This window comes from Prevotella sp. 885 (genome assembly GCF_002265625.1).
Taxonomy (GTDB): Bacteria; Bacteroidota; Bacteroidia; order Bacteroidales; family Bacteroidaceae; genus Prevotella.
The window spans coordinates 41,331-65,483 of sequence record NZ_NOVE01000011.1 but is presented as its reverse complement, the minus strand read 5'-3'; the positions used below and the strand labels follow the sequence as shown (position 1 = coordinate 65,483).

Genomic DNA, 24,153 nt, shown 5'->3' with positions numbered 1-24,153 from the left:
TCAATTCTCAACTCTGAAATCTCAACCGAAAAAAGACAAAGAAGAAATGACAGATCCAAAACATACAATAAAGTCCGGTCGTGCCGTTCTTGGCATCGAGTTTGGCTCCACACGCATCAAGGCTGTGCTTATTGACGAGCATAACGCTCCGATAGCACAGGGTGCGCACGAGTGGGAAAACCGCTACGAGGGCAAGATATGGACTTACAGCATCGACGACATCTGGAACGGACTGCAGGACTGCTACGCTGACCTTCGCAAGAACGTTAAGGAGCAGTACGATGAAGAGATAACCGAACTTGCAGGCATCGGCATCAGCGCCATGATGCACGGCTACATGGCTTTCGGCAAAGACGAGAAGATTCTGGTGCCGTTCCGTACATGGCGTAACACCAATACGGGCAAGGCAGCAGCCGAGCTTTCGAAGCTCTTCAACTTTAACATTCCTCTCCGCTGGAGCATTTCTCACGTGTATGAAGCCATCATCGACGGCGAGTCGCACGTGAAGGACATCAATTTCCTTACCACTCTCGCAGGATATGTCCACTGGAAGCTTACCGGTAAGCGCGTGCTCGGCATCGGCGACGCTTCAGGCATGCTCCCCATCGACTCTACAACGAACGACTATGACGCCACAATGGTGGAGAAGTTTGACAACCTCATCGCATCAAAGGACCTCGGATGGAAGATTCTGGACATCCTTCCCAAGGTGCTCCTTGCTGGTGAGAACGCAGGCAACCTGACCGAGGAGGGCGCAAAACTCCTCGACCCGTCTGGCAATCTGCAGGCTGGCGCTCCGCTCTGTCCGCCGGAAGGCGACGCTGGCACCGGCATGGTGGCAACCAACGCTGTCCGCAAGCGCACCGGTAACGTATCGGCTGGTACATCATCGTTCTCGATGATTGTGCTCGAAAAGGCACTTAGCCGTCCTTACGAGGCCATAGACATGGTTACCACTCCTTGCGGAAGCCCAGTTGCTATGGTACATTGTAACAACTGTACGTCAGACCTCAACGCATGGGTATCGCTGTTCAAGGAATATGCCAACCTGCTCGGCGTGGAGGTAAATATGGGCGACGTCTTCTCAAAGCTCTACAATCACGCTCTCGAAGGCGACACCGACTGCGGCGGACTCATCGCATACAACTACTTCTCTGGCGAGCCTATCACTGGACTGCAGGAGGGTCGTCCGATGTTCGTACGCACAGCGGGCGACAAGTTTAACCTCGCCAACTTCATCCGCACCAACCTCTACGCTGCCGTAGCCGTACTGAAGATAGGCAACGACGTGCTCTTCAAGGACGAGCATGTGGAGGTGGACCGCATAACCGGTCACGGTGGTCTGTTCAAGACACCAGGCGTAGGTCAGCGCATACTCGCTGCCGCCATCAACTCTCCTATCTCCGTAATGGAGACTGCAGGAGAAGGTGGAGCATGGGGTATAGCCCTTCTCGCCGGATATATGGTTAATAATAAGGACAACGAATCGCTCGCCGACTATCTGGACAAGCACGTATTCGCAGGCAACAAGGGTGTCGAGATTGCACCAACTGCTGAGGAAGTAGCTGGATTCGACACATATATAGAAAGCTATAAGGCTGGTCTTGCCATCGAGCAGGCGGCTGTAGCAAACAAAAAATAACAATAACAAGATGAACTCAAAACAACTTATGTATAGAGCAGCCGACAACATCCGCATACTGGCTGCATCAATGGTGGAGAAAGCCAACTCTGGTCACCCAGGTGGCGCAATGGGCGGTGCCGACTTCATCAACGTGCTCTTCTCAGAATTCATGGTTTACGACCCTGAGGATCCTGAATGGACCGGTCGCGACCGCTTCTATCTTGATCCGGGTCACATGTCTGCCATGCTCTATTCGGCTCTTGCCATGCAGGGCAAGTTCACTCTCGACGAATTGAAGGAGTTCCGTCAGTGGGGTTCGCCCACACCGGGCCATCCCGAACGCGACATCGTTCGTGGCATCGAGAACTCGTCAGGTCCGCTCGGTCAGGGTCATGCCTTCGCAGCAGGTGCTGCCGTAGCAGAGAAGTTCCTTGAGGCTCGCCTCGGCAAGACTCCGATGCAGCACAAGATTTACGCTTACATCTCTGACGGTGGCGTAGAGGAGGAAATCTCTCAGGGTGTCGGTCGTCTGGCTGGCGTACTCGGCCTCAACAACCTCATCATGTTCTACGACTCTAACGAGATTCAGCTTTCAACAGAGTGTAACGTCGTGATGAAGGAAGACACAGCTGCCAAGTATGAGGCTTGGGGCTGGAAGGTAACAACCATCAACGGCAACGATCCCGACGAAATACGCAAGGCTCTCGTAGAGGCTCAGACTGAAGAGAAGCGTCCTACGCTCATCATCGGTCGCACCATCATGGGTAAGGGCGCATTGAAGGAGGACGGTTCAAGCTACGAGCACAGCATCAAGACTCACGGTGCTCCTCTCGGTGGCAAGTCGTATGAGAACACCATCAAGCATCTTGGTGGCGACCCTGAGAATCCTTTCGTTATCTTCCCGGAGGTTCAGCAGCTCTATGCCAACCGCCGCGAAGAACTGAAGACCATCGTGGCTGCACGTCGCAAGAACGAGGCAGAATGGGCTGCTGCCAATCCAGAGAAGGCTGCACAGCTGAAGGAATGGTTCAGCGGCAACGCTCCCAAGGTGGACTGGACAGCTGTTCAGCAGAAGCCAGGCTCAGCCACACGTGCCGCTTCTGCAGCTTGCCTCGGCGTACTGGCAGAGCAGGTGCCCAACATGGTATGCTCTTCAGCCGACCTCTCTAACTCTGACAAGACCGACGGCTTCCTCAAGAAGACACACGACCTTACAAAGGACGACTTCAGCGGAGCCTTCTTCCAAGCTGGCGTTTCGGAGCTTACTATGGCTTGCATGTGCATCGGTATGTATCTGCACGGAGGTGTAGTGCCGGCATGTGGCACCTTCTTCGTATTCTCTGACTATATGAAGCCGGCTGTCCGCATGGCTGCACTTATGGGTGTTCCCGTGAAGTTTATCTGGACTCACGACGCATTCCGCGTAGGTGAGGACGGACCTACACACGAGCCGGTGGAGCAGGAAGCTCAGATCCGCCTCATGGAGAAGCTCAAGAACCACAAGGGTGAGGATTCTGTCCGCGTCTTCCGTCCGGCTGATGCCGAGGAGACAACCGTCTGCTGGGCTATGGCAATGGAGAACATGTCTACACCTACTGCTATGGTTCTCTCTCGTCAGAACATCGAGAGCCTTCCCGAGGGCAACGACTACGAGCAGGCTCGCAAGGGCGCTTACGTAGTGGCTGGTTCGGATGCTGACTACGACGTCATTCTGCTTGCTTCCGGTTCGGAGGTATCCACTCTCGTCGGTGGTGCTGCCCTTCTTCGCAAGGACGGCGTAAAGGTTCGCATCGTGAGCGTTCCGTCTGAGGGACTCTTCCGTCGTCAGAGCAAGGAATATCAGGAGAGCGTGCTGCCGAAGGATGCCAAGAAGTTCGGTCTCACAGCTGGTCTGCCTGTCAACCTTGAGGGTCTTGTAGGCGACAACGGCAAGATCTGGGGTATGGAGAGCTTCGGCTTCTCTGCTCCCTACAAGGTTCTGGACGAGAAACTCGGCTTCACCGCAGAGAATGTATACAAGCAGGTGAAGGAAATGCTTTAAACTTACTGAACTATATAGTTCGATAACCTTACATTAATATATGAACAAGAAACGACTTCTGTCGTGCATCATAGCTGCCTCGTCGCTGCTTGGAGCATACGCTCAGCCCCACACTTTCGACGTGAACACCAAGAAGGTGGGGGCGGCGGTGCAGCCTACCATGTACGGCATCTTCTTCGAAGATATCAATTATGCTGCCGACGGCGGACTGTACGGCGAGCTGGTGAAGAACCGCTCGTTCGAATTTCCTGATGCTCTTATGGGCTGGAAGGCTTTCGGCAAGTTTGAAGTGAAGAACGACGGACCCTTCGAGCGTTGTCCTCATTACGTGGTGCTCAACTATTCCGGCCATAACGATACGGCTACCGGTCTGCAGAACGAAGGCTACTTCGGCATCGGCATCGAGAAGGACGAGGAATATCGCTTCACCGTTTGGGCTAAGACTGTAAGCGGCGACGCCAACGTGGAGGTGTCGCTCGTGGACGAGAGCACAATGGAGGAGCACCAGGAATTTGCCACTGCCGAACTGAAGGTCAGCGGCAACGAATGGAAGAAGTATGAACTCATACTTAAATCGCCCAAGACCGTGCAGAAAGCCAATCTCCGCCTCTTGCTGAAGGGCAAGAACGGCGTAGCACTGGAGCACGTGAGCCTCTTCCCGAAGCACACGTTCAAAGACCGCGAGAACGGTATGCGCCGCGACCTTGCTCAGGCTCTCTACGACCTTCATCCCGGCGTATTCCGCTTCCCGGGCGGTTGCATCGTCGAGGGTTCGTCGCTGGACCAGCGCTATCAATGGAAGAACTCCATCGGACCGGTGGAGAATCGTCCGCTGAACGGCAACCGTTGGCTCTCAACGTTCAACTATCGCCTCTTCCCTGACTATTATCAGAGTTACGGACTGGGATTCTATGAGTATTTCCTCCTTTCCGAGGACATCGGTGCTGAGCCTCTTCCCGTGCTCAACGTGGGTATGGCTTGTCAGTTCCAAAACCATAACGATCCGTCAGCTCACGTGGCAGTGAAGGATCTTCAGCCCTACATTCAGGACTGTCTGGACCTCATCGAGTTTGCCAACGGCGACGTCAACACCACATGGGGCAAGAAGCGTGCTGAGATGGGACATCCCGCACCGTTCAACCTCAAGTTTCTCGCTGTCGGCAACGAGCAGTGGGACGACCTCTACTATGAGCGTCTGCGCCCCTTCGTGAAAGCCATCAAGGCGAAGTATCCCAACATCAAGCTTATCGGCACATCGGGTCCTGACTCTGAGGGCGAGATGTTCGAGAAGGGATGGAAGGCCATGAAGGAGCTGAAGGCGGACCTCGTGGACGAGCATTTCTATCGCGACGAGCATTGGTTCCTCTCTCACGGTCTGCGCTATGAGGGCTATGACCGCAAGGGTCCGAAGGTGTTCGCCGGCGAATATGCCTGCCACGGAAAGGGAAAGAAATGGAATCACTTCGAGACTTCGCTCTACGAGGCTGCTTTCATGACCGACCTTGAGCGCAACGCTGATGTTGTGGACATGGCTACATACGCTCCGCTGTTCGCCCACGTTGACGGATGGCAGTGGCGTCCCGACATGATCTGGTATGACAACACACGCATGTTCAAGAGCATCAGCTACTACGTTCAGCAGATGTATGCCTGCAACAAGGGCACCAACGTACTGCCTCTCACCATGAACGGTAAGTCAGTGGCTGGTCAGGAAGGTCAGGACGGACTCTTCGCCAGCGCAGTGGTGGACAAGAAGAAGGGCGAAATAATCGTGAAGGTGGCTAACACTTCTGACAAGGCTCAGGACGTTACGCTCAATCTTAACGGTCTGAAGGGCTCGCGTTCGGCTACTGCCACAACGCTTCAGAGCGACAATATGGACGCCGAGAACACTCTCGACAACCCCAATCTGATTCGTCCCGTGGAGACAACTGCCACTTGCGTAAGCAAGAAGAACATGACAGTTCTCAACGACAAGCTCCCAGCAAAGTCGTTCAGAATGTATAAGATTAAATAAGATTTAGGAATTACGAATTATTCTTAGTTGGTAATTTAAGAATTAGGAGTTTTGAATTCTTTAATACAAGGAATTCAAAACTCCTTTTTTATTGGCTTCGTCATTGCGCCACCCAATTATATCCGCCATGCAAATATCGTACAAAGAGTAAAAAGATGTTACAAAATAAAAATCAATTTTAGAGAATCAAAAAGCTGTTTTTATGGTGTTATGCTGTGCAAACAGCACCAATTCTTAACGATAGTGCCACTTTTACAGTACAATAGTGCCACTATTAGAGTGTAAAAGTGGCGCTATTGTATGATAAAAGTGGCACTATTATAGTGTAAAAGTGGCGCTATTGCACCCAATGATGCTTGTTTAGCTCTGTCATTCATTGCACATTTCTCTTCTTAGTAGTGTAATCTACAGAGTGTCAGCATATTGTCGCTGCACGCTCAAAATTCAAGAATTTCGCACCAAAGATTTCTTAGTGCGTTCAACTCATAGTATTGAGCATCAGAAATGCAAATATTGTCATCGGTAGAGCTTCCCTTTTACGCATGTTCGGGAAGAATCTTGCTACACAATATACGGTCATCAGCACGCCTATCAGTCCGCCAGCATATCCTATGTCTGACAGCGAGGCATGCGAAACCACCAGACCGCCAACGTAAGCGCCACATCCTATGCCGAGATTGAAGAGTCCGGAGAAGATGGACATGCCTATGGACGTGGCGTTCTCGGGCGCAAACCTTATTGTATTGTCCTGGAAAGCGATGTTGAAAGCCGTTGCCATAGCGCCCCAAACCACACACAGAAGCATGGTCAGCCACACGTTCACGGACGCTGCAAGAAGCAGAAGGAGGCATAAGGTGGGAGCTGCCGTGGTGACGAAGATGAAGCGACGACGGTTAGCCATATAGAACTTGGAGAAGGATATGCTGCCCAACATACCAGCTCCGCCGAAGACAATGAGCGTAAGCGTAACCATATCAGGAGACATACCGGCTATCTTGCCAAGGAACGGCTCGATGTAGCTGTAGCCCGAGTAATGGGCGGTGGCGAAGAGAACGGAGAGGAGGAATACGCCGAGCAAAACACGATTGCGGAGAAGCGACGGCAACTGCTTGATGCTGAAACGTCCCCTACTCTCAAGGCAAGGAAAGACGGCAAGGATGAAGAAGAAGATGAAGGCTGTGATGACGGCAATGCTGAAGAACGTGACACGCCATCCTACGTAGAGTCCGATGACGCGGCCCAACGGCAGACCCACGACCATCGCTACGGAAGAACCCGTGGCTATGGTGCTAAGACCCAACGCACGACGACCGTCAGGGACGGTACGCACGGCAAGGGGTGGAGCTATGGACCAGAAAATGGCATGCGAACAAGCCACGCCAATACGAGAGAGCATAAGCGTGTAATAGCCCTCAGCCAAGGCGGAAGCCACATGGCTGACCACGAAAACGCCGATAATGGTAAGCAGAAGACGCTTCAGCTCCATGCGAGACGCCACAATCATGAGCGGAAGCGACATCAGCGCCACCACCCAGGCATAAACGGAAATGAGCATGCCGGCACGCGCTTCGCTGACATGAAGGTCGGAAGCAATATCGGAAAGAAGTCCGATGGGCATAAATTCGGTGGTATTAAACACAAAGACGGCGAAGGTCAACCCTATCAGGGGCAACCATCGCTTAAATGAATCTTTCTTAGTTTGCATTTTTATATCCCTATTCTTTAAACAATCTTTTCGGGCGGCAAAGTTACAACTATTTTTCCATACAATACTATATAAGGAAAGTTAAAAAAAAGGTGGGCTTATATCTACTCTCAAGAAAATACGTAACTTTGTACGTTAAATATATCGCAAACACGATTTTTAAGATATCTTATATATTAGTATGTTGGAAAATAGCGCAAATACGACGGAAAGAAAAAATCCGTTCTTCGAACCCTACAACACCCCGCACGAAACTGTACCATTCGACAAGATAAGAATCAGCGACTATGAAGAGGCTTTCATTGAAGGCATCAGACGTGACGATGAGGAGATTGAGAAAATGGTGAACGATCCGGAAGAGCCTAACTTCGAGAACACCATTGTACGCGTGGACAACGAGAACGGAGAGAATTATTATGACCTCCTCTCAAGAGTGTCCACCGCTTTCTCGTGCATGCTCAGCGCCGAAACCTGCGACGAGCTGGACGAACTGGCGCAGAAGATGAGCCCCATCCTCACGAAGCACGCCAACGACGTGAAGCTCAACAAGCGCCTCTTCGAGCGCATCAAGTACGTATACGAGCATCATCGCGAGCTGACACCGGAGGAGCAGATGCTTCTGGATAACTGCTACGACGGCTTCGTGCGCAGCGGTGCTCTTCTCGACGACGAGGGTAAGGAGAAATTGCGCAAGCTGACGGAGGAGGCAGGTATGCTGTCGCTCCAGTTCTCGCAGAATCTTCTCAAGGAGAACAAGGCTTTCACCCTGCACATCACCGACGAAGCTCAGCTGGACGGACTGCCCGAAACGGCACGCGAGGCGGCTGCGGCAGCTGCGAAGGAAGCCGACAAGACAGGATGGCTGTTCACATTGGACTATCCCTCTTACTCACCGTTCATGACCTACTCCACCCAACGCGAACTGCGCCGCCAGATGTATATGGCACGCAACACGGAGGGCATTCACGACAACAGCGAGAACAATCTCCAGATTTGCAGCCGACTGATAAATCTGCGCCGCGAGATTGCGCAGCTGCTCGGTTATCGCACATACGCCGACTACGTGCTCGTGCATCGCATGGCTACAAACGAACAGAACGTATATAAGCTACTGAACGACCTCATAGACGCTTACAAGCCTACAGCCATTGAGGACGTAAAGGCTGTGGAGGCAGAGGCTAAGGCGAAGGAGGGCGACGACTTTGAGATGGAGCCGTGGGACTTCGGATTTTATTCGCACAAGCTGCAAATGCGCGAGTATAACCTCGACGCAGAGATGCTCCGCCCCTACTTCGAGCTGTCACGCGTAATAGACGGAGTGTTCGGCCTTGCCAACCGTCTGTACGGCATCACCTTCAAGGAGAACAAGGACATCCCCGTGTATCATCCCGACGTAAAGGCGTATGAGGTGTACGACCGCGACGGATCGTATCTCGCCGTGTTCTATGCCGACTTCCATCCGCGCAAGGGCAAGCAGGGAGGAGCATGGATGACAGAATTTCAGGGACAATGGATAGACCGCAAGGGCGTAAACGTACGTCCGCACGTCAGCGTGGTGATGAACTTCACGAAGCCTACACCCGAAAAGCCGGCTCTGCTGACTCTCGGCGAGGTGGAGACATTCCTCCATGAGTTCGGCCATTCGCTGCACGGCATGTTCGCCAACACCCGCTTCGAGAGTCTTTCAGGCACCAACGTATGGTGGGACTTCGTGGAGCTGCCTTCGCAGTTCATGGAGAACTATGCCGTGGAGAAAGAGTTTCTGCGCACCTTCGCCTTCCATTACCAGACGGGCGAGCCGATGCCGGACGAGCTGATAGAGCGCATTGCCAAGAGCCGCAACTTCCTTGCAGCCTACAGTTGCCTCAGACAGGTGAGCTTCGGACTGCTGGACATGGCTTACTATACGAAGGAAGACGCCTTCACAGAGGACATCATCCCCTTCGAGAAGAAGGCTTGGGAGAAGGCTCAGGTGACAAAGCAGCTGACAGATACGTGTATGACCACGCAGTTCTCGCACATCATGGCGGGAGGATACGCTGCCGGATATTACAGCTATAAGTGGGCTGAGGTGCTGGACGCTGACGCATTCAGCGTGTTCAAGAAGAACGGCATCTTCGACCAGAAGACGGCACAGAGTTTCAGAGACAACATCCTGTCAAAGGGAGGTACGGAGCATCCGATGATGCTCTATAAGAGATTCCGCGGACAGGAACCAACCATAGACGCACTACTCGAACGAAATGGAATCAAGCACTAAGAAAGAGGAGAAGCAGCTGTTGCTCGACCTGCGCTACCTGCGCATGGCCCGCATCTGGGCTGAGAACAGCTATTGCCACAGACGCAAGGTGGGCGCACTGGTGGTGAAGGAGAAGATGATAATAAGCGACGGATATAACGGTACGCCGAGCGGATTTGAGAACATCTGCGAGGACGACACCAATACCACGAAGCCCTACGTCCTTCACGCCGAAGCCAACGCCATTACAAAGCTGGCACGAAGCTCTAACAACAGCGACGGCGCCACGCTCTACGTGACGGCGGCGCCCTGCATAGAATGTGCCAAGCTGATTATCCAGGCGGGCATCAAGCGCGTGATTTACGCCGAACAGTACCGACTGATGGACGGCATAGACCTCCTCAAGAGAGCAAACATAGAAGTAACATATCTAAATCCTGACGATTATGAATATGAAGAAGTCTAACCGCTTTATGCCGTTGATAATGGCAGTATGCGTGATTATCGGAATAATGATTGGCTCGTTCTACGCCAACCACTTCTCCGGCAACCGACTCAACATCATCAATTCCGGATCGAACCGACTCAGCAATCTGCTTCACCTTATAGACGACCAGTACGTGGACAAGGTGAACATCGACTCGCTCGTGGACGTAGCCATACCGCAGATTCTCGCCGACCTCGACCCGCACTCCGTATACATCAGCGCAAAGGACGCGCAGGCTGTGGCTGACGACCTGAAGGGATCGTTCTCGGGAGTGGGCATCGAGTTCACCATACGCAAGGACACAATACACGTGCAGAACGTTGTGAAGAACGGTCCGGCTCAGCGTGCTGGCATTCTCGCCGGCGACAAGATTGTAAGCGTGGACGGCAAGCCGTTCGTGGGCAAGATTGTCACTAACGAGGAGGCCATGCGACGCCTGAAAGGTCCGAAGGACACGAAGGTGAAGCTGGGTGTGATGCGCTACGGACAAAAAGCCGTGAAATACTTTACGGTAACGCGTGGCGACATACCGCAGAAGAGCATCACAGCCACGTATATGCTCGACAAGAACACAGGATATATTAAGGTGAAGAGTTTCGGCGAGACCACTTATCCCGAAATGCTCATCGCCCTTGCCAAGCTGTCGCAGGAGGGATTCACCAACCTCGTCATCGACCTTCGTGACAACACGGGAGGCTATATGAACTCTGCCATCCAGATGGCTAACGAGTTTTTGCCCAAGGACAAGCTGATAGTATATACCATCGGACGCAAGTCGCCCAGACAGGACTTCCCGTCGGACGGACACGGATCTTATCAGAAGATTCCGCTCGTGGTGCTCATCAATGAGGGTTCGGCTTCGGCTTCGGAGATTTTCGCCGGCGCCATGCAGGACAACGACCGCGCAACCATCATCGGTCGCCGCTCGTTCGGAAAGGGCCTCGTGCAGCAGCAGCTCTCCTTCCCCGACGGTTCGATGATTCGCCTCACCATCGCCCGCTACTACACACCTTCGGGACGATGCATCCAGAAGCCGTTCACAGCCGGCGACAACAAGGACTATGAGGAAGATCTGCTCACACGTTATCAGCACGGCGAGTTCTTCTCACAGGACAGCATCAAGCATCACGGACCGGCTTACCACACCAGCATCGGACGTACGGTGTATGGAGGTGGCGGCATCACGCCGGACATCTTCGTGGCTGAGGACACGCTCGGCATGACCAGCTACTACAAGCAGGCTGCCATGTCAGGACTGATACTCCAGTATGCGTTCACTTACACGGACAACAACCGTCCGAAGCTCAACACATACAAGGACATGATGAGCCTCTCGAAGTATCTCGTCAGCCAGAACACGGTGGAGCAGTTTGCAGCTTACGCAGACCACAACGGACTGAAACGCCGCAATCTGATGATTCGCAAGTCGCACAAGCTCCTGGAACGCTTCATCAACTCCCGCATCATCTATAATATGCTGGACGACGAGGCATGGACCGAATACATCAATGCCGACGACCCGGCCATAGCAAAGGCGCTGAGCGTGTTCCGCGAAAACGCAGCGTTCCCGAAGAAGCCGACGAAGAAGTGAAATACAGTTGAGAGTTGAGATTAGTTGAAAATTGAGAGTTGGGAGTTGAGAGTTATGATTAGTAATATTATTTGTAATCTGTAATCATAACTCTCAACCCTCAACTCTCAACTTTCAATTCTAAACTCTCAAATAACCATAACTATCAACTAATATATAAGTATGGAAAAACAGGAACTCAGAAAGGAAATAAGAAGCCGTAAACGTCAGTTCACAAGTCAGGAATTGCGCGAACAGTCGTTTCCTGTTGTAATGCGTCTGCTCTCGCATCCGCGCATTAAAACGGCTAAGACCGTGATGCTCTACTATTCTTTGCCGGACGAGGTGGACACGCATACGCTTGTAGACTCGCTCCTTGTAAGCGGCAAGCAGATTCTGCTGCCTCACGTAACGGGCGAAGGAACAATGGAGCTGCGTCGCTATACGGGTCCGGCTGACCTTGCACTGGGAGCCTACAACATCATGGAACCGACAGGCGAACTGTTCGTTGACTATGCGTCCATCGACCTCGCCGTCATCCCAGGTATGGCATTCGACAAGGAAGGCAACCGTATGGGACGCGGCAAGGGCTATTACGACAGACTGCTGCCCAAACTTGGGAGCACATACAAGATTGGCATCTGTCTGCCGTTCCAGCTCGTTGAGCAAATTCCGACGGACGAGCATGACGTTAAGATGGACGAAGTGATAATATAAGAAAGGAGAAAAACAATAATGTTCAGACGCGAAGTGAAATCAATAAACGACTTGCTGAACATGTATCTGCGCCACGAAGGTCTCGAAACGCCATTGCTGCAAAAGCGGGCAATAGACGCATGGGACAATCTAATGGGCGATATGATAACAAGATACACCGGCGAGAAGTTTATAAAGAACCAGACACTATACGTGAAAATCATCAATCCTGCTTTGCGCCAAGATCTTTCGATGATGAAAACACGCATAGTACAGCGCATAAACCAAGCCGTAGGCAGTCAGGTCATAACCGACGTAAAGGTTTATTAAGCATTGTTTCTAACAAAATATTACCCAAAGGTAAGTTACCTTTGGGTAATATTTTGTATATTTGCAAATAAAACCTCTTATATGACAGCTTATCAATCACCCTTCCAATTCGGTACGTTAGCAACAGATGAGAACTTCATCGATCGTGTTGAAGACCGCGCCTTACTCAAACAGCTACTTTCATCGCATATTAATGTGATGCTAATTTCGCCACGCCGTTGGGGTAAGTCGTCGCTTGTGAAAAAGGCAACAACCGAACTTACAAACGAAAATCAAGACATACGTATTTGCTATATAGATGCTTTCAGCATTGGTTCGGAAGCCGAATTCTATCGAACATTTGCAAGCAAAGTCATAGCATGTGCATCATCCAAGTTTGAACGATGGATAACAGATGCCCGCAAATTTCTGTCAGGCGTTGTACCACAGATTGTCGTCAACGATCAAGTGACCGATTTTGTTGCTTTCGACTTGAAGTTTGTCCCGCAAGAGGAAGACAAAATGACAATACTAAACTTGCCGGAGATGCTTGCCAAAGAAAAAAACATAAAGATAATAGTATGCATTGACGAGTTTCAGCAGTTGGCAAACTTGCCGGAATACAAGGAGATGGAAGGTAAGATGCGCTCTGTATGGCAACAGCAGAAATTGTCAACCTACTGTCTTTACGGCAGTAAGCGGAATATGATGCTCAATATCTTCAACAACTCCAATAGTCCGTTCTATCGTTTTGGACAAGTAATCTTTATGGATAAGATATCAAAAGAGCACTGGATACCGTTCATACAATCGTCGTTTGAAAAAACCGACAAAGCCATATCGCATCATTATGCTGAACAAATATGCGACATTGTAGCCTGCCACTCTTGGTATCTTCAGCAGCTCTGCTATTTTGTCTGGAGCTTCACAGAATCTGAAGTTACGGAAGAAACGTTTGCTCTCGGTGTGAAACAGGTGCTGAATATCAACACCCCAATGTTTCAGAACGACACGGAAAACCTAAGCGCTACGCAGATAGAAATGCTTAGGGCAATAGCAAATGGAGAACAACACTTTTCATCACAAGACGTCAAACGCAACTACAATCTGGGCAATCCCAACACGATTGTAAAGAATAAGAAGACATTACAAAATAAAGACATCATAGAATTGCAAAAAGGCAACTTCGATTTTGTTGATCCGATTTACCGTCTTTGGTTCAAGGGGGAGTATTGCTAAACTCCCCTTTCCACCGTTATTCTTTCTCCTTGATATCTCCTCCTTCTACGTCAAACAGCTTGTAGTCGTAACTGACGTTTTGCAGAATCTGGTCGAGATGGTCGCGATTGGTGTCGGTTATGAATATCTGACCGAAACCGTCACCCGACACCAGCTTTACGATACGCTCCACACGGTTGGCGTCCAGCTTGTCGAAGATGTCGTCAAGGAGCAAGAGAGGAGTGGTCTGAGATGACGTTCGTCTGAGAAAATCAAACTGCGCCAGCTTCAATGCCAGCACGAACGTCTTGTTCTGTCCCTGCGATCCCTCACGCTTCATCTGGTAACCTCCAAGCGTCATCTCAAGGTCGTCGCGGTGGATGCCATGCAATGAATAGCCCACGGCACGGTCCTTGAAGCGGTCGCGCTGGATAACGTCAAGCAAAGGTCCACGCTGGGCATGCGACACATAGCTCAATCCGACCGTCTCGCGGTCGTCCGAGATATGGCTGTATATATTCTGGAATACAGGAATAAGCCTCTCCACGAAAGCCGTTCTTGCCTTGAAGATACGCTCGCCGTGAACCGCCATCTCGTTCTCCCAGATATCAAGGAGCATGACGTCAGGCTCTTCCTCCATCTTAAGAAGGGCGTTACGCTGCTGAAGCGCTTTGTTATAACTGTTCAAAGCATCAATGTAAGTATTGTCATACTGCGATATCACCACGTCCATAAGCTTGCGCCTTTCCTCACTTCCGCCGGAGATAAGGTCCTGATCGTAAGGCGACACAAGGATGAGCGGCACCAAACCGATGTGCTGTGACAGACGCTTATATTCCTTCTTGTCGCGCTTGAAGTGCTTCTTCGTGCCGCGTTTCATGCCACAATACACGTTCACGGGCTCGCCGTCTTCGTTCTCATAATTGCCGTCAAGGACAAAGAAACCTTGGTCGTGCGTAATGACCTGTGAGTCGATAGGATTGGAAGAACTGCGACAAAACGACAGATAATATACTGCGTCAAGAAGGTTGGTCTTGCCCTCACCATTGCGTCCGAGGAAGCAATTGAGCTTCGGCGAGAACGAAAGCGACGCCTCACGTATGTTCTTGAAATTGAGTATGGAGATATTCTTGAGTATCATTGATAATATATTCAGTCGTGCAATATAATATAATCAGTCGTGCAAAGTTACCCCATTTATTATTGAAAAAAGAAAAAAAGATAGAATAAATTTCAATATTCAAGATAAAATCAGTAATTTTGCGACGCGTTTGTGTCTATAGGTCACAAGCCACAATAAGTCCTAAGGAAAACAAAAAAACAAACAAATAAATGGCAAACAAAATTGATTTTGGAGCTAACACCCAAGTTGAGCGCTCCAACAGCAGTGAAGCATTCTTCTCAAAGTATCAAAAGCAAATATTAATCGCTGTCGTAGCAGTAGTGCTCGTTATCGCAGGTCTCCTGCTTTACAAGGCTTACGTTCAGGCTCCACGCGAGGATAAGGCAAGCACAGCCATCGCAAAGGGTCAGGACTACTTCAACCAGGAGCAGTTCGACAAGGCGCTTAACGGCGACGGAGCAGGCTACGCAGGTTTCGTGAAGATCGCAAGCGACTACAGCGGCACAGACGCTGCCAACCTCGCTAACCTCTACGCAGGTCTCAGCTATGCCAACCTCGGCAAGTGGAACGATGCTCTCACATACCTCGAGAAGTTCTCTACAAAGAGCGACGCTATGGTAAGCCCCGCTGCTGTTTCAGCTCTCGGCAACGCTTACGCTCAGACTGGCAACGTGGACAAAGCCATCGCCACTCTCAAGAAGGCAGCTGACATGGCAGACAGCAAGGCTGATGACGTTAACAACAGCCTCTCACCCACATTCCTCGTTCAGGCAGGCATCCTGCTCGAAAGCCAGAACAAGAAGGACGAGGCTCTGAAGCTCTATCAGGACATCAAGAAGAAGTATGTCAACTCAACAGTAGTGCAGAGCTCAGAGATTGACAAGTACATCGAGCGTGTTTCTGAGTAAAAACAAAACAGCAAATGGCAACAGCACTTCATAACTTATCTGAATACGACTTCAGTAGCATTCCTGACGCAAGCAACATGTGCTTCGGCATTGTTGTGGCAGAATGGAATCCGGAGATAACCGGAGCTTTGCTTGACGGAGCCGTTAAGACACTGGAGAAGCACGGAGCTTTGCCTGAGAACATCCACGTCAAGACTGTTCCCGGAAGCTTCGAGCTGATTTACGGAGCACACCAGATGGTTCTCCACGGAGGCTATGACGCCGTGATTATCCTCGGTAGCGTGATTCGCGGTGAGACTCCTCACTTCGACTATATCTGCCAGGGTGTTACTTACGGTATCGCTCGTCTCAACACCACAAGCGAGATACCCATCATCTACGGCTTGCTCACCACCAACGACCGCCAGCAGGCTCTCGACCGTTGCGGCGGCAAGTATGGCAACAAGGGCGATGAATGCGCCATTGACGCCATAAAGATGGCGAAGTTCTAAAGCAAAACCAATTAACTCATATAAAAATCCCATAGTTCCAATAAAGGACTATGGGATTTTTTTGTATTTATACATTATATTAAAGGCGTCGTCAGCTATATTAAAGGCGTCATCAGCTAAATGAAAGCAATTATCAAAAGCTATGATCTGCCTTTCTCTATTCGCTCTCTACATTGCTCCATCAGCCATTTCGGGGTGCTGGTGGCTCCGCAAATGCCTACTGTGCGTACGTCTGGCGCAAACCATGACATATCTATTTCTTCCGGACTCTCTATCTGATAGCTGCGAGGATTGACGCTACTGCATTCCTTGAAGAGCACTTTACCGTTGCTCGACTTGCGTCCTGAGACGAAGAGAACGAGGTCGTGACGGGAGGCGAAGGCGGCTATGTTGGGCATACGGTTGGCTACTTGACGGCAGATGGTGTCGAAACTCTTGAATGTAGCGCCCTCATGCATGTGACGCTGGATGTAGTCAATGATCTGATGGAAGCCGTCAAGCGACTTCGTTGTCTGCGAATAAAGATAGATGTCGCGCGAGAAATCGAGTCGTTCTGCGTCCTCCACCTTTTCCACAACGATGGCATGACTGTCCGTCTGACCCACCAAGCCAAGCACTTCTGCATGTCCACGCTTGCCGAAGATTACTATCTGAGCATTAGGATTGTCATCATACTGACGCTTTATCCTACGCTGCAGAGCCAGTACAACGGGGCACGTGGCGTCTATTATTTCTATGCCGTTACGACGAGCCAGCTCATAAGTCTGTGGTGGCTCGCCATGCGCACGGAGCAACACCTTCACATCCTTCAGCTCTTCCATGTCGTCATGATTGATGGTGATGAGTCCTTGGTCGTGCAGGCGCTTCACCTCCATGCCGTTATGTACGATGTCGCCAAGGCAATAGAGGCGCGTGCCCTTGGCAAGCTCCTCCTCCGCCTTACGTATTGCGGTAGTGACTCCGAAGCAGAAGCCACTACCCTCGTCTATCTCAATAGTCAGTTGTCTGTCCATTCTGAACGTCTTATTTAGCGATAACCTTTATTGTAACCTTGGCATTGTTCGGGTCGTTGGTAATCATCAGCACACGTGGTTTAGATCGTGCAGCCTTAATCTGGCGCTTGTCTGCCGTAATCTTCAGCTTAGCCGACTCGCCCGGCTTCAGTTTCTGCTTGTTAAGCGACACCTCCAGTCCCATTGTGAACATCTGGATGTTACGGATATTGAGCACAGACTTGCCGTCATTGCGGATTATCACCTCACCCTTCAGCTTCTTCTTGGTGCCGAATTCGCCAAGATCGAGAGCAGTTGTTGAGAGCGAAAGCTTAGGCGCATTGGCGAGCTGCTTCGTTGTAAGGTTGTCAAACTTGGGCAGCAATACCGCAGAAACGCTTATCTCCTTCTCACGACTCACACGGTCGCCGGGGAAGCCACCAAGGAATACGGACGTCTGTGTCAGTCCCATATCCTTTAGCTGGCGCGAATCGAGCGTGACAGTCACCACTCCACTGTGTCCCGGTTCAATCTTTGACGGCGACACCTCAGCCTGAAGGTAAGCCGGCAGATGCATCACGACGGGCTGCACGGTCTCGCTCGTAGAGTTATGGATGTGAATCTTCTTCTGAGGGCGCTCGCCACGATTCACGTCATCAAACTCGATGTCGTTGCAGTCTGCCTGAATGTTGCCAAGCATAAAGTCGTACTTGCCACCGAAGTCTACAATCTCCGGCACCACATTACCGCGCACTCGCAGCACAAGCGGCTTGTTGCTGTTGTCCGCATAGATGTCGATGAACTTGTCGAAGTGGCCCATTGTCTTAGCGTCATACTTCACGCGAACCGTGAACTTGCCGTCCGAAGGAACGTCACCCGTGGGATATTCCACATCCGTGCATCCGCAGCTTGTACGCACGTCCACAATGCGCGTGGCACGTCCACCCTTGTTGGTAATCTCAAACTCAGCCGTTACGGGCGAACGGAACATCACCTGTCCGCAGTCCACAATCTTATTGGCTGTTGCTATTTTCTGTGCGTTCACCCCCAACGACGACATTGCGAGGAGAACGGCGGGTATATATAATCTTTTCATAAATCGCTTTTATGTATATGTATATATTCCTTTATATATATGTATTTATTCCTTTTGGTATTCCGTTTACTTATTCCACTGTCACGACAAAGGCCTTGGTGCGTGCCATAAACTCGGGCGAATAGGCACATTGCACGCTGCACGTGCCGGTCTGATACTTACCAGTACGGTCCGCATAGTAGGTGGTCTCCACCACATGCTTGCCCTTTGACAGACGGCTGAAGAAATAGTTGGTCTGATAATCCTTCGGCTGGCAGTAATATCCCCATCCGTAACCGGAGGTCTGCTGCAACGGTTCGAGGCAGGCAGCACGCTTGTCTGTAAGCTGAACGAAGTCGTAATCGCGCTCCGCTGTTATGGTAAGACGAACCGTGATGCGGTCACCGAGACTTACATGTATGTCATCTGCCGACACCTTCTTGCCGTCCTTCAGCACCTCACGCACCACTGTCATGCCTGAAGCTGCTGACGCAATCTCCGTTGTTGGCTGCACGAACTGTGCGTAGACAGCACCCCAAGAAGTGTCGGGAGAAGTCTTCTCCACCTCCAGCTTGCGCATATTGTCAGACGTCTTAGCCACTTTCACGTATCCAAGACCAGCCGTTGCCTTAGGCATAGCAAGCTTCTGTCCGTTAAACTTGAACGTTGTGGGCTGCGCCTGGTTGGAGAGCAACTGCGACGAACAGCCATTCATGAAGGCAAACACGGCGTTTACAGAGTTGATGGGAGTGTCCCAAGCCTGCGTACGCTTCTCCTGGAGCAGCCAGCGTTGCATCTCGCTGATGGTCTGACGGTCTGACGGCTGCAATGTCTGCAGAGCCTCAATGGCAGCCACCTGCGACGGAATGCGATAGTCAAACCATGAATAGAGCGCCTTCGGAGTATCGAAATAGCGTCCCATCTCTTCCTTATATACTGTATACTGGCGTATGCTTTCCAGCAAGTCAGCCGCCTTGTCAGCGTATCCGTTCTTAGCCAGAACCAAAGCCGACACAGCCTTGCCGTATATGGTGAACTCCGTATTCTTCTCAGAGAGTCGGTTGACGAGGAAGTCGAAGTTGCGCTTTGCCGAAGCCGACAACTTGCGGTCAGCTATCGAAACGCTATACATATACTGTACAGCCAGTTCGCTTGGACGCATCTTCTCGCCCTTAGCCTCAGCCTTCTTGATGTCCTTCACCTCTTCAGCCATCCGCTTGTCCATGTAGGCAAAGCCAGCCTCCACCATATTGCTTGTGGCTTTCTGCACACCAATGAGCTTGTTCAGACGTACGAGCGTCTCCACCACTGACATGGTCATGCATGGCGAACCGTCCATTCCCTTCCACCATGCGAACGATCCGTCCTCACGCTGCAGTCTTGACAGCTTCGAGAGATTGCTTGCAAGTCGATAGCTGATCTGCGACTCGTCGAAGAACGACGCCAACTGTCGCTTCTGGTCAGCCTCACGGTCTGCGTCCATCAGCCACGGAGTCTCTTCCAGAACCATCAGCTTCAGCTCCTCATTCTTCTGAAGCGCACTCTGCAGGGAGCTGCCCTCAGAAGCGTCCTCTTTGTTCCATAGCGCCACGGTCTGACGGATGGCATCGTTGGAGAGCATGATGTTACGACCTATTGAGTTGGCGTAATATGCCGTTACGAGCGACATGGCGTTGTCGCCGTTGGGTGTAGCCATCGAAGGCAGCGCCTGTATCATCAGCCAAGCCGGCGAATTGGTGTATTCCACGGTCAGCTTCTTGTCGTCAGCCTCAGCAGGGAACAGCTTTGTGAGGTCTATGTCCATCTTGCCAGGCTCGTTCTGCGTGAATGCGAAAGCGTTGGTAACCATCTCCTTATCTGAGAGTACCGGCAGATAATGCTGCTCACCGTCGCTATATCCATGTCCTGTTGCCGTAACACGGCAGATGAGCAGTCCATCGTTCTCCACCTTTGTCATATCGAAAGCGAACTTCGCCAATGTTGTCTCGCCAGCCTTGACCGTGAACTTGGTGTCGCGGCGCAGCACCTCTCGTCCTGTCTCTGGATTGAGAAGCACCATGCGTGCCGTTCCGCTAACCACCTTGTCTGACGTGTTAGATACGCGTGCCGTGATGACGCCGCTGTCCGATGTGCGTACGAAGCGTGGCACGTTGGGCTGAATCATGACGGTCTTGCTTGCCACAGCCGTAGCCGAAATCATGCCGTTGTTCATCTCCTTGTCGTGTGCCAAGCCGTACATCTGCCACGTCGTCACACTTTCAGGCAGCGTAAAGCGCAGCGATACGTTGCCCTTCTCGTCAGTCAGGAGTCCCGGCATGAAGAAGGCTGTCTCGTTGAGGTTCTCACGCACTTGTGACGAAGCCTTGCCGCCTTCCTCTGCACCGGCATCGCCAATAGCGCCATTCGCTGCCGACGATTCAGTAACCGACTCCTCCTCTGCCCTTTCCATCTTCATATTGGCTTTGACAGAAGAAAGCAGTTCTACGGCATCCATTGTCGTTTCATAATTCCTCGAACTCTTTGAATACATCAGCATAGGACGACCGTATGCCAATACCTCACCGTATCTGGCAATAATACTGAAACCGATAAAGCGGCTATAATCCAGACTCGGTTCGCGTAGGAAGCGCATCGGCATCTCGCCGTATGCGAAGAGTTCGTTGTTAGCCACGCCTCTCCATGTTATCCAAGGCACGTTCACGTACGTCGGAAGTGAGAAATGGATGTTATGACTGCGTATCTCGTCAAGCGACTTGTCGTACATCATGGCGAGCAACTGTGCGTGTGCCGGCTTTCCGTCAGGTCGTGTTACGTTGAGCGTCCATGTCTCGCGCTGTCCCGGTGTGAGACGGTCGCGGAATGTGGTCCACTTAAGGTTCAGCCTGGTGTCGGGAAGCGGACGTTCTATGCGAGCCGTATGAACATACGCCTTGCCGTTCTTCACCCACGCCACTGCTATAGCCACGCCGTCGCCCCACTCTTCCTTATAAGTAACGGCACGTGTGCGCATCTCGCTATGCAGGTCGGCTTGTCCCTGCTCTATTATCTTATTGCCGGACACGATGGTGTAAACCACGTGCTGCACGTCGTCGGACGAACCCACCTGTATGTATACGGGCGAACCGTCTGAAGGGAACTGCTCCGAAGAGAGATAGAACCAGTCGTGGGTCGGCATCGGCACCTTGCGGTCGTCGAGCGTAAACACCACGTACGACGTGGTAAGCGTATCTGTTCCGCAGACGGCTGTCAGCCTGTGACTGCCTGAGGCAAGCACAGCCTGACTGAGCTTTGCTGCCTCGTTGGCGGCACATTCATACTTCACGCCGTCAACGGTATAGACCACATTGCCCTTGATTGGCTCGCCGGCGTTGTTGCGATAAGCGAAGGTCACGGTATGCAGACTGTCGCGGAGCGACTTGGCTGGCAAGTCGCAGGTAAGAATCGTAGGATGGTCGCTGAACGGCAACGACATCTCGCCGTAGCGTGTCTCGCCTGTGGCATCGGTCACGTCCGCCGTCACGTCGAAGGTGTAATAGCGTCGCGGATGTTCATCGTAAGTGTAAGGCACGCGTATCGGCACTCTTACCGTGAACATTCCTTCGTTATCGGTCGTGATGGTGTCGCTTACTATCTTCTCTGCGGCGTCAGCCTGACTGGCTGCGAATCGCCAGAACATGGCAGGACGACGGATTACGCTTACAGCCACCTTTGCTCCCTGTACTGGCACTCCGGCAAATGTCTTGGCATAACACTTCACGCTGACCGTGTCGTCAGCGGCATAGCGTGTCTCCGCCTTGCCCATCTCCACCTTGAACGTCGGTCGCTTATATTCCTCCACTGAGAAGCGCACGTAGCTGCCACCCTTGTCAGCCTGCACCGTGTACGTGCCGTTCAGTCCGCCCTGTGGCAGAACGAAGTCGGCTGCTGCCACACCATATTCGTCTGTGGTAAGCGTACGTGTTGCCACTTCCTTATGGTTGGCGTCGCGGAGCGTGAGAGTAAGATTCTGTCCGTCAAGCACGCCACCCGTATAGTTGCGGTTGTCATACTTATACATCATAGCCGCCACGTGCACGGTCTGTCCAGGGCGATATATGCTTCGGTCGGTATAGAGCGACGTGCGTGTCACCTCCGACTTGTTGTTGTAATAATAGAAGCGACCTGCCATAGGCGTACGCGGGAAGGCGCATTCCTTATCTGTATATACGCGGTAAGCCACGGGATTGGTGCGTCCGTATTCGAGGACCGCCTCTCCGTTGGCGTCGCACGTAAGCGTCTTCACTTCATGGTCCTTACCGTTCTTGTCCACCGACATCACCACGTCCACCTTGGCGTTCGCCACGGCTGTTCCTGTCGTGGCGTTGAGCACCACGAAGCGTGTCTTGTCGCCAGGCAGCGGCTGCACCACGGGATAGACGTTGCATACGCGGAGCAGACTTCTCTGCACGGGTATGCTGACGTTGTCCGTCGACATCTCCACAAGATACATGCCCGAACGCAGTCCGCTTATCTCCAGCGTGTCGCGCAATGTGCGGTAAGCCGGCTGTCCGACGTATCTGCGTACGTCCGTATAAGGCTGTTCGTCCGTTACGATATGGCGGCGCAGACGTGCATAGTCGGCGTCCATGTTGGGATTGAGCTTTGTGGTGCCGTCGATGTCCAGTCGGCTTACCGTAAGCTTCAGCTCGCCCACGTTGTTCACTCCCATCACCACCACCTTGCGCGGCACGTCGGGAAGCGCCAGCTCTCCTCCGAGCGAGGCGTGGAAGGAAGGAAGTGTCAGGCGGCGCTGTGCGTTGCGCAGGATGTTCATGCGGGGCCATGCGCCCCACTTCATGAGGGCGTAGTTGATGTAGTTCATCTTGTCGTCCTCCGTGACGTCCTCCGCGCTCTCCATGTAGGAATATCTCTCTATTGCCACCTCGCCACAAACCACGAGGTCGGAATATTCATGTACGAGCGAGTCGAGCGACATGATGAACTTCGACTTCTTCACTCTGCCCTCGTCGCCGTCCTTACGGTTGTCGCAAACAATCTGCAGGGCAGTAAGGCATGCTGCCTCGCGCTTGCCGTGCGAAGCATAATAGTCGTGCATGCCACGATAGTCTTCGGCACGCATTCCGATTACGTGGAGCATGTCGTCATAGAAGTATTTCGAGTCGTCGCCGTCCTTCACGAACGGGTCGTAGCCCGTGCAGTAAGCCTTTGCCAGCTCGTCAGGACAGGTCATCGACTTGGCGTAATATTCCTTCGAGAGGCGCGCGGCATCCTCCACGGCTCTCTCGTTATCGGCATACACCTCTCCGAGAACCGACTGATAAATGGCTGCCAAAACCTTGTCGCCACTTGCCAAAGCCGCCTGTTCGTACTGCCTGATACGATCAATCTCCGTATCAAGCGAGTCATTCGAGACATCAACGGTATACTGCGCCGACAGCACCTGCGCCTTCAGCAACTGTCCGTAGGCGCGTTCGCTCTTCGCCTTTTCGGAAATCTTGCCCAGCACCTCAAGGACAGTCTTGGGATGATCCTTAGCCCTTGCGGCGTCATATTTCTTCCAAAGCGACGTATATGAGTCTGCCATTGCTGCCAGAGGCATCACAACGGCGAATATCATTGAAAGTATTCGTGCATTCTTCATATTCCTTGCTTTTAACG

16 protein-coding genes are annotated in these 24,153 nt (G+C 51.8%); 11 read left to right on the top strand and 5 right to left on the bottom strand.

Going from position 1 to position 24,153, the window contains the following annotated elements:
• The first annotated feature begins 46 nt into the window (after positions 1-46).
• Genes CHL74_RS05485 through CHL74_RS05475 form a run of 3 tightly spaced genes read left to right on the top strand, consistent with a single transcriptional unit; the run spans position 47 to position 5,682 of the window.
• A complete protein-coding gene (locus tag CHL74_RS05485; RefSeq protein WP_094880163.1) occupies positions 47-1,642 on the top strand; it encodes a xylulokinase in 1,596 nt (531 codons plus the stop codon).
• Between the two features lie 10 nt (positions 1,643-1,652).
• Complete coding sequence (locus CHL74_RS05480; protein ID WP_094880162.1) at positions 1,653-3,665, top strand: transketolase family protein; 2,013 nt, start codon at positions 1,653-1,655, stop codon at positions 3,663-3,665.
• 40 nt (positions 3,666-3,705) lie between these two features.
• Positions 3,706-5,682, top strand: a complete 1,977-nt coding sequence (locus CHL74_RS05475) for an alpha-L-arabinofuranosidase C-terminal domain-containing protein (protein ID WP_094880161.1) — start codon at positions 3,706-3,708, stop codon at positions 5,680-5,682.
• 478 nt (positions 5,683-6,160) lie between these two features.
• On the opposite strand, the gene CHL74_RS05470 is transcribed toward CHL74_RS05475, so the two are convergent.
• On the bottom strand, positions 6,161-7,387 hold the full coding sequence (locus CHL74_RS05470; protein WP_094880160.1) for a sugar transporter: 1,227 nt from the start codon (positions 7,385-7,387) through the stop codon (positions 6,161-6,163).
• A gap of 181 nt (positions 7,388-7,568) precedes the next feature.
• Between CHL74_RS05470 and CHL74_RS05465 the strand changes: the two genes are divergently transcribed.
• The 6 genes from CHL74_RS05465 (at position 7,569) to CHL74_RS05440 (ending at position 13,927) form a co-directional block, all read left to right on the top strand.
• Positions 7,569-9,647: a M3 family metallopeptidase gene (locus CHL74_RS05465; RefSeq protein WP_094880159.1), complete on the top strand. Its 2,079-nt coding sequence runs from the start codon at positions 7,569-7,571 to the stop codon at positions 9,645-9,647.
• The gene (locus tag CHL74_RS05460; protein ID WP_094880158.1) at positions 9,631-10,092 is read left to right on the top strand and encodes a dCMP deaminase family protein; all 462 of its coding nucleotides are present in this window, start codon (positions 9,631-9,633) and stop codon (positions 10,090-10,092) included. Before CHL74_RS05465 ends, CHL74_RS05460 begins: the two co-directional genes overlap by 17 nt.
• Entirely contained in the window at positions 10,073-11,704 is a 1,632-nt protein-coding gene (locus CHL74_RS05455) for a S41 family peptidase (protein ID WP_094880157.1), read from the top strand. Before CHL74_RS05460 ends, CHL74_RS05455 begins: the two co-directional genes overlap by 20 nt.
• Positions 11,705-11,866: 162 nt before the next feature.
• Positions 11,867-12,400, top strand: a complete 534-nt coding sequence (locus CHL74_RS05450; protein WP_094880156.1) for a 5-formyltetrahydrofolate cyclo-ligase — start codon at positions 11,867-11,869, stop codon at positions 12,398-12,400.
• Positions 12,401-12,418: 18 nt separating this feature from the next.
• On the top strand, positions 12,419-12,709 hold the full coding sequence (locus CHL74_RS05445; protein ID WP_094880155.1) for a DUF721 domain-containing protein: 291 nt from the start codon (positions 12,419-12,421) through the stop codon (positions 12,707-12,709).
• An 81-nt stretch (positions 12,710-12,790) separates the two neighbouring features.
• Positions 12,791-13,927, top strand: coding sequence for an AAA family ATPase (locus CHL74_RS05440; protein ID WP_094880154.1), 1,137 nt, complete (start codon positions 12,791-12,793; stop codon positions 13,925-13,927).
• A 16-nt stretch (positions 13,928-13,943) separates the two neighbouring features.
• Here the strand turns inward: CHL74_RS05440 and recF are convergent, their stop codons facing one another.
• On the bottom strand, positions 13,944-15,047 hold the full coding sequence (recF, locus tag CHL74_RS05435; protein WP_094880153.1) for a DNA replication/repair protein RecF: 1,104 nt from the start codon (positions 15,045-15,047) through the stop codon (positions 13,944-13,946).
• 191 nt (positions 15,048-15,238) lie between these two features.
• Here recF and CHL74_RS05430 point away from each other — a divergent pair, with 191 nt between their 5' ends.
• Positions 15,239-15,937 carry a tetratricopeptide repeat protein gene (locus CHL74_RS05430; protein ID WP_094880152.1) on the top strand — a complete coding sequence of 233 codons (699 nt, stop codon included), beginning with the start codon at positions 15,239-15,241 and terminating at the stop codon, positions 15,935-15,937.
• Between the two features lie 14 nt (positions 15,938-15,951).
• Positions 15,952-16,428 carry a 6,7-dimethyl-8-ribityllumazine synthase gene (gene ribH, locus CHL74_RS05425; RefSeq protein WP_094880151.1) on the top strand — a complete coding sequence of 159 codons (477 nt, stop codon included), beginning with the start codon at positions 15,952-15,954 and terminating at the stop codon, positions 16,426-16,428.
• Positions 16,429-16,568: 140 nt separating this feature from the next.
• Here ribH and CHL74_RS05420 read toward each other — a convergent pair whose 3' ends face one another.
• The 3 genes from CHL74_RS05420 to CHL74_RS05410 form a co-directional block, all read right to left on the bottom strand.
• Positions 16,569-17,441 carry a 4-hydroxy-3-methylbut-2-enyl diphosphate reductase gene (locus tag CHL74_RS05420; RefSeq protein WP_094880150.1) on the bottom strand — a complete coding sequence of 291 codons (873 nt, stop codon included), beginning with the start codon at positions 17,439-17,441 and terminating at the stop codon, positions 16,569-16,571.
• Between the two features lie 10 nt (positions 17,442-17,451).
• Positions 17,452-18,516: a DUF1573 domain-containing protein gene (locus tag CHL74_RS05415; RefSeq protein WP_094880149.1), complete on the bottom strand. Its 1,065-nt coding sequence runs from the start codon at positions 18,514-18,516 to the stop codon at positions 17,452-17,454.
• A gap of 70 nt (positions 18,517-18,586) precedes the next feature.
• Entirely contained in the window at positions 18,587-24,136 is a 5,550-nt protein-coding gene (locus tag CHL74_RS05410) for an MG2 domain-containing protein (protein ID WP_094880148.1), read from the bottom strand.
• Between the last annotated feature and the right edge of the window lie 17 nt (positions 24,137-24,153).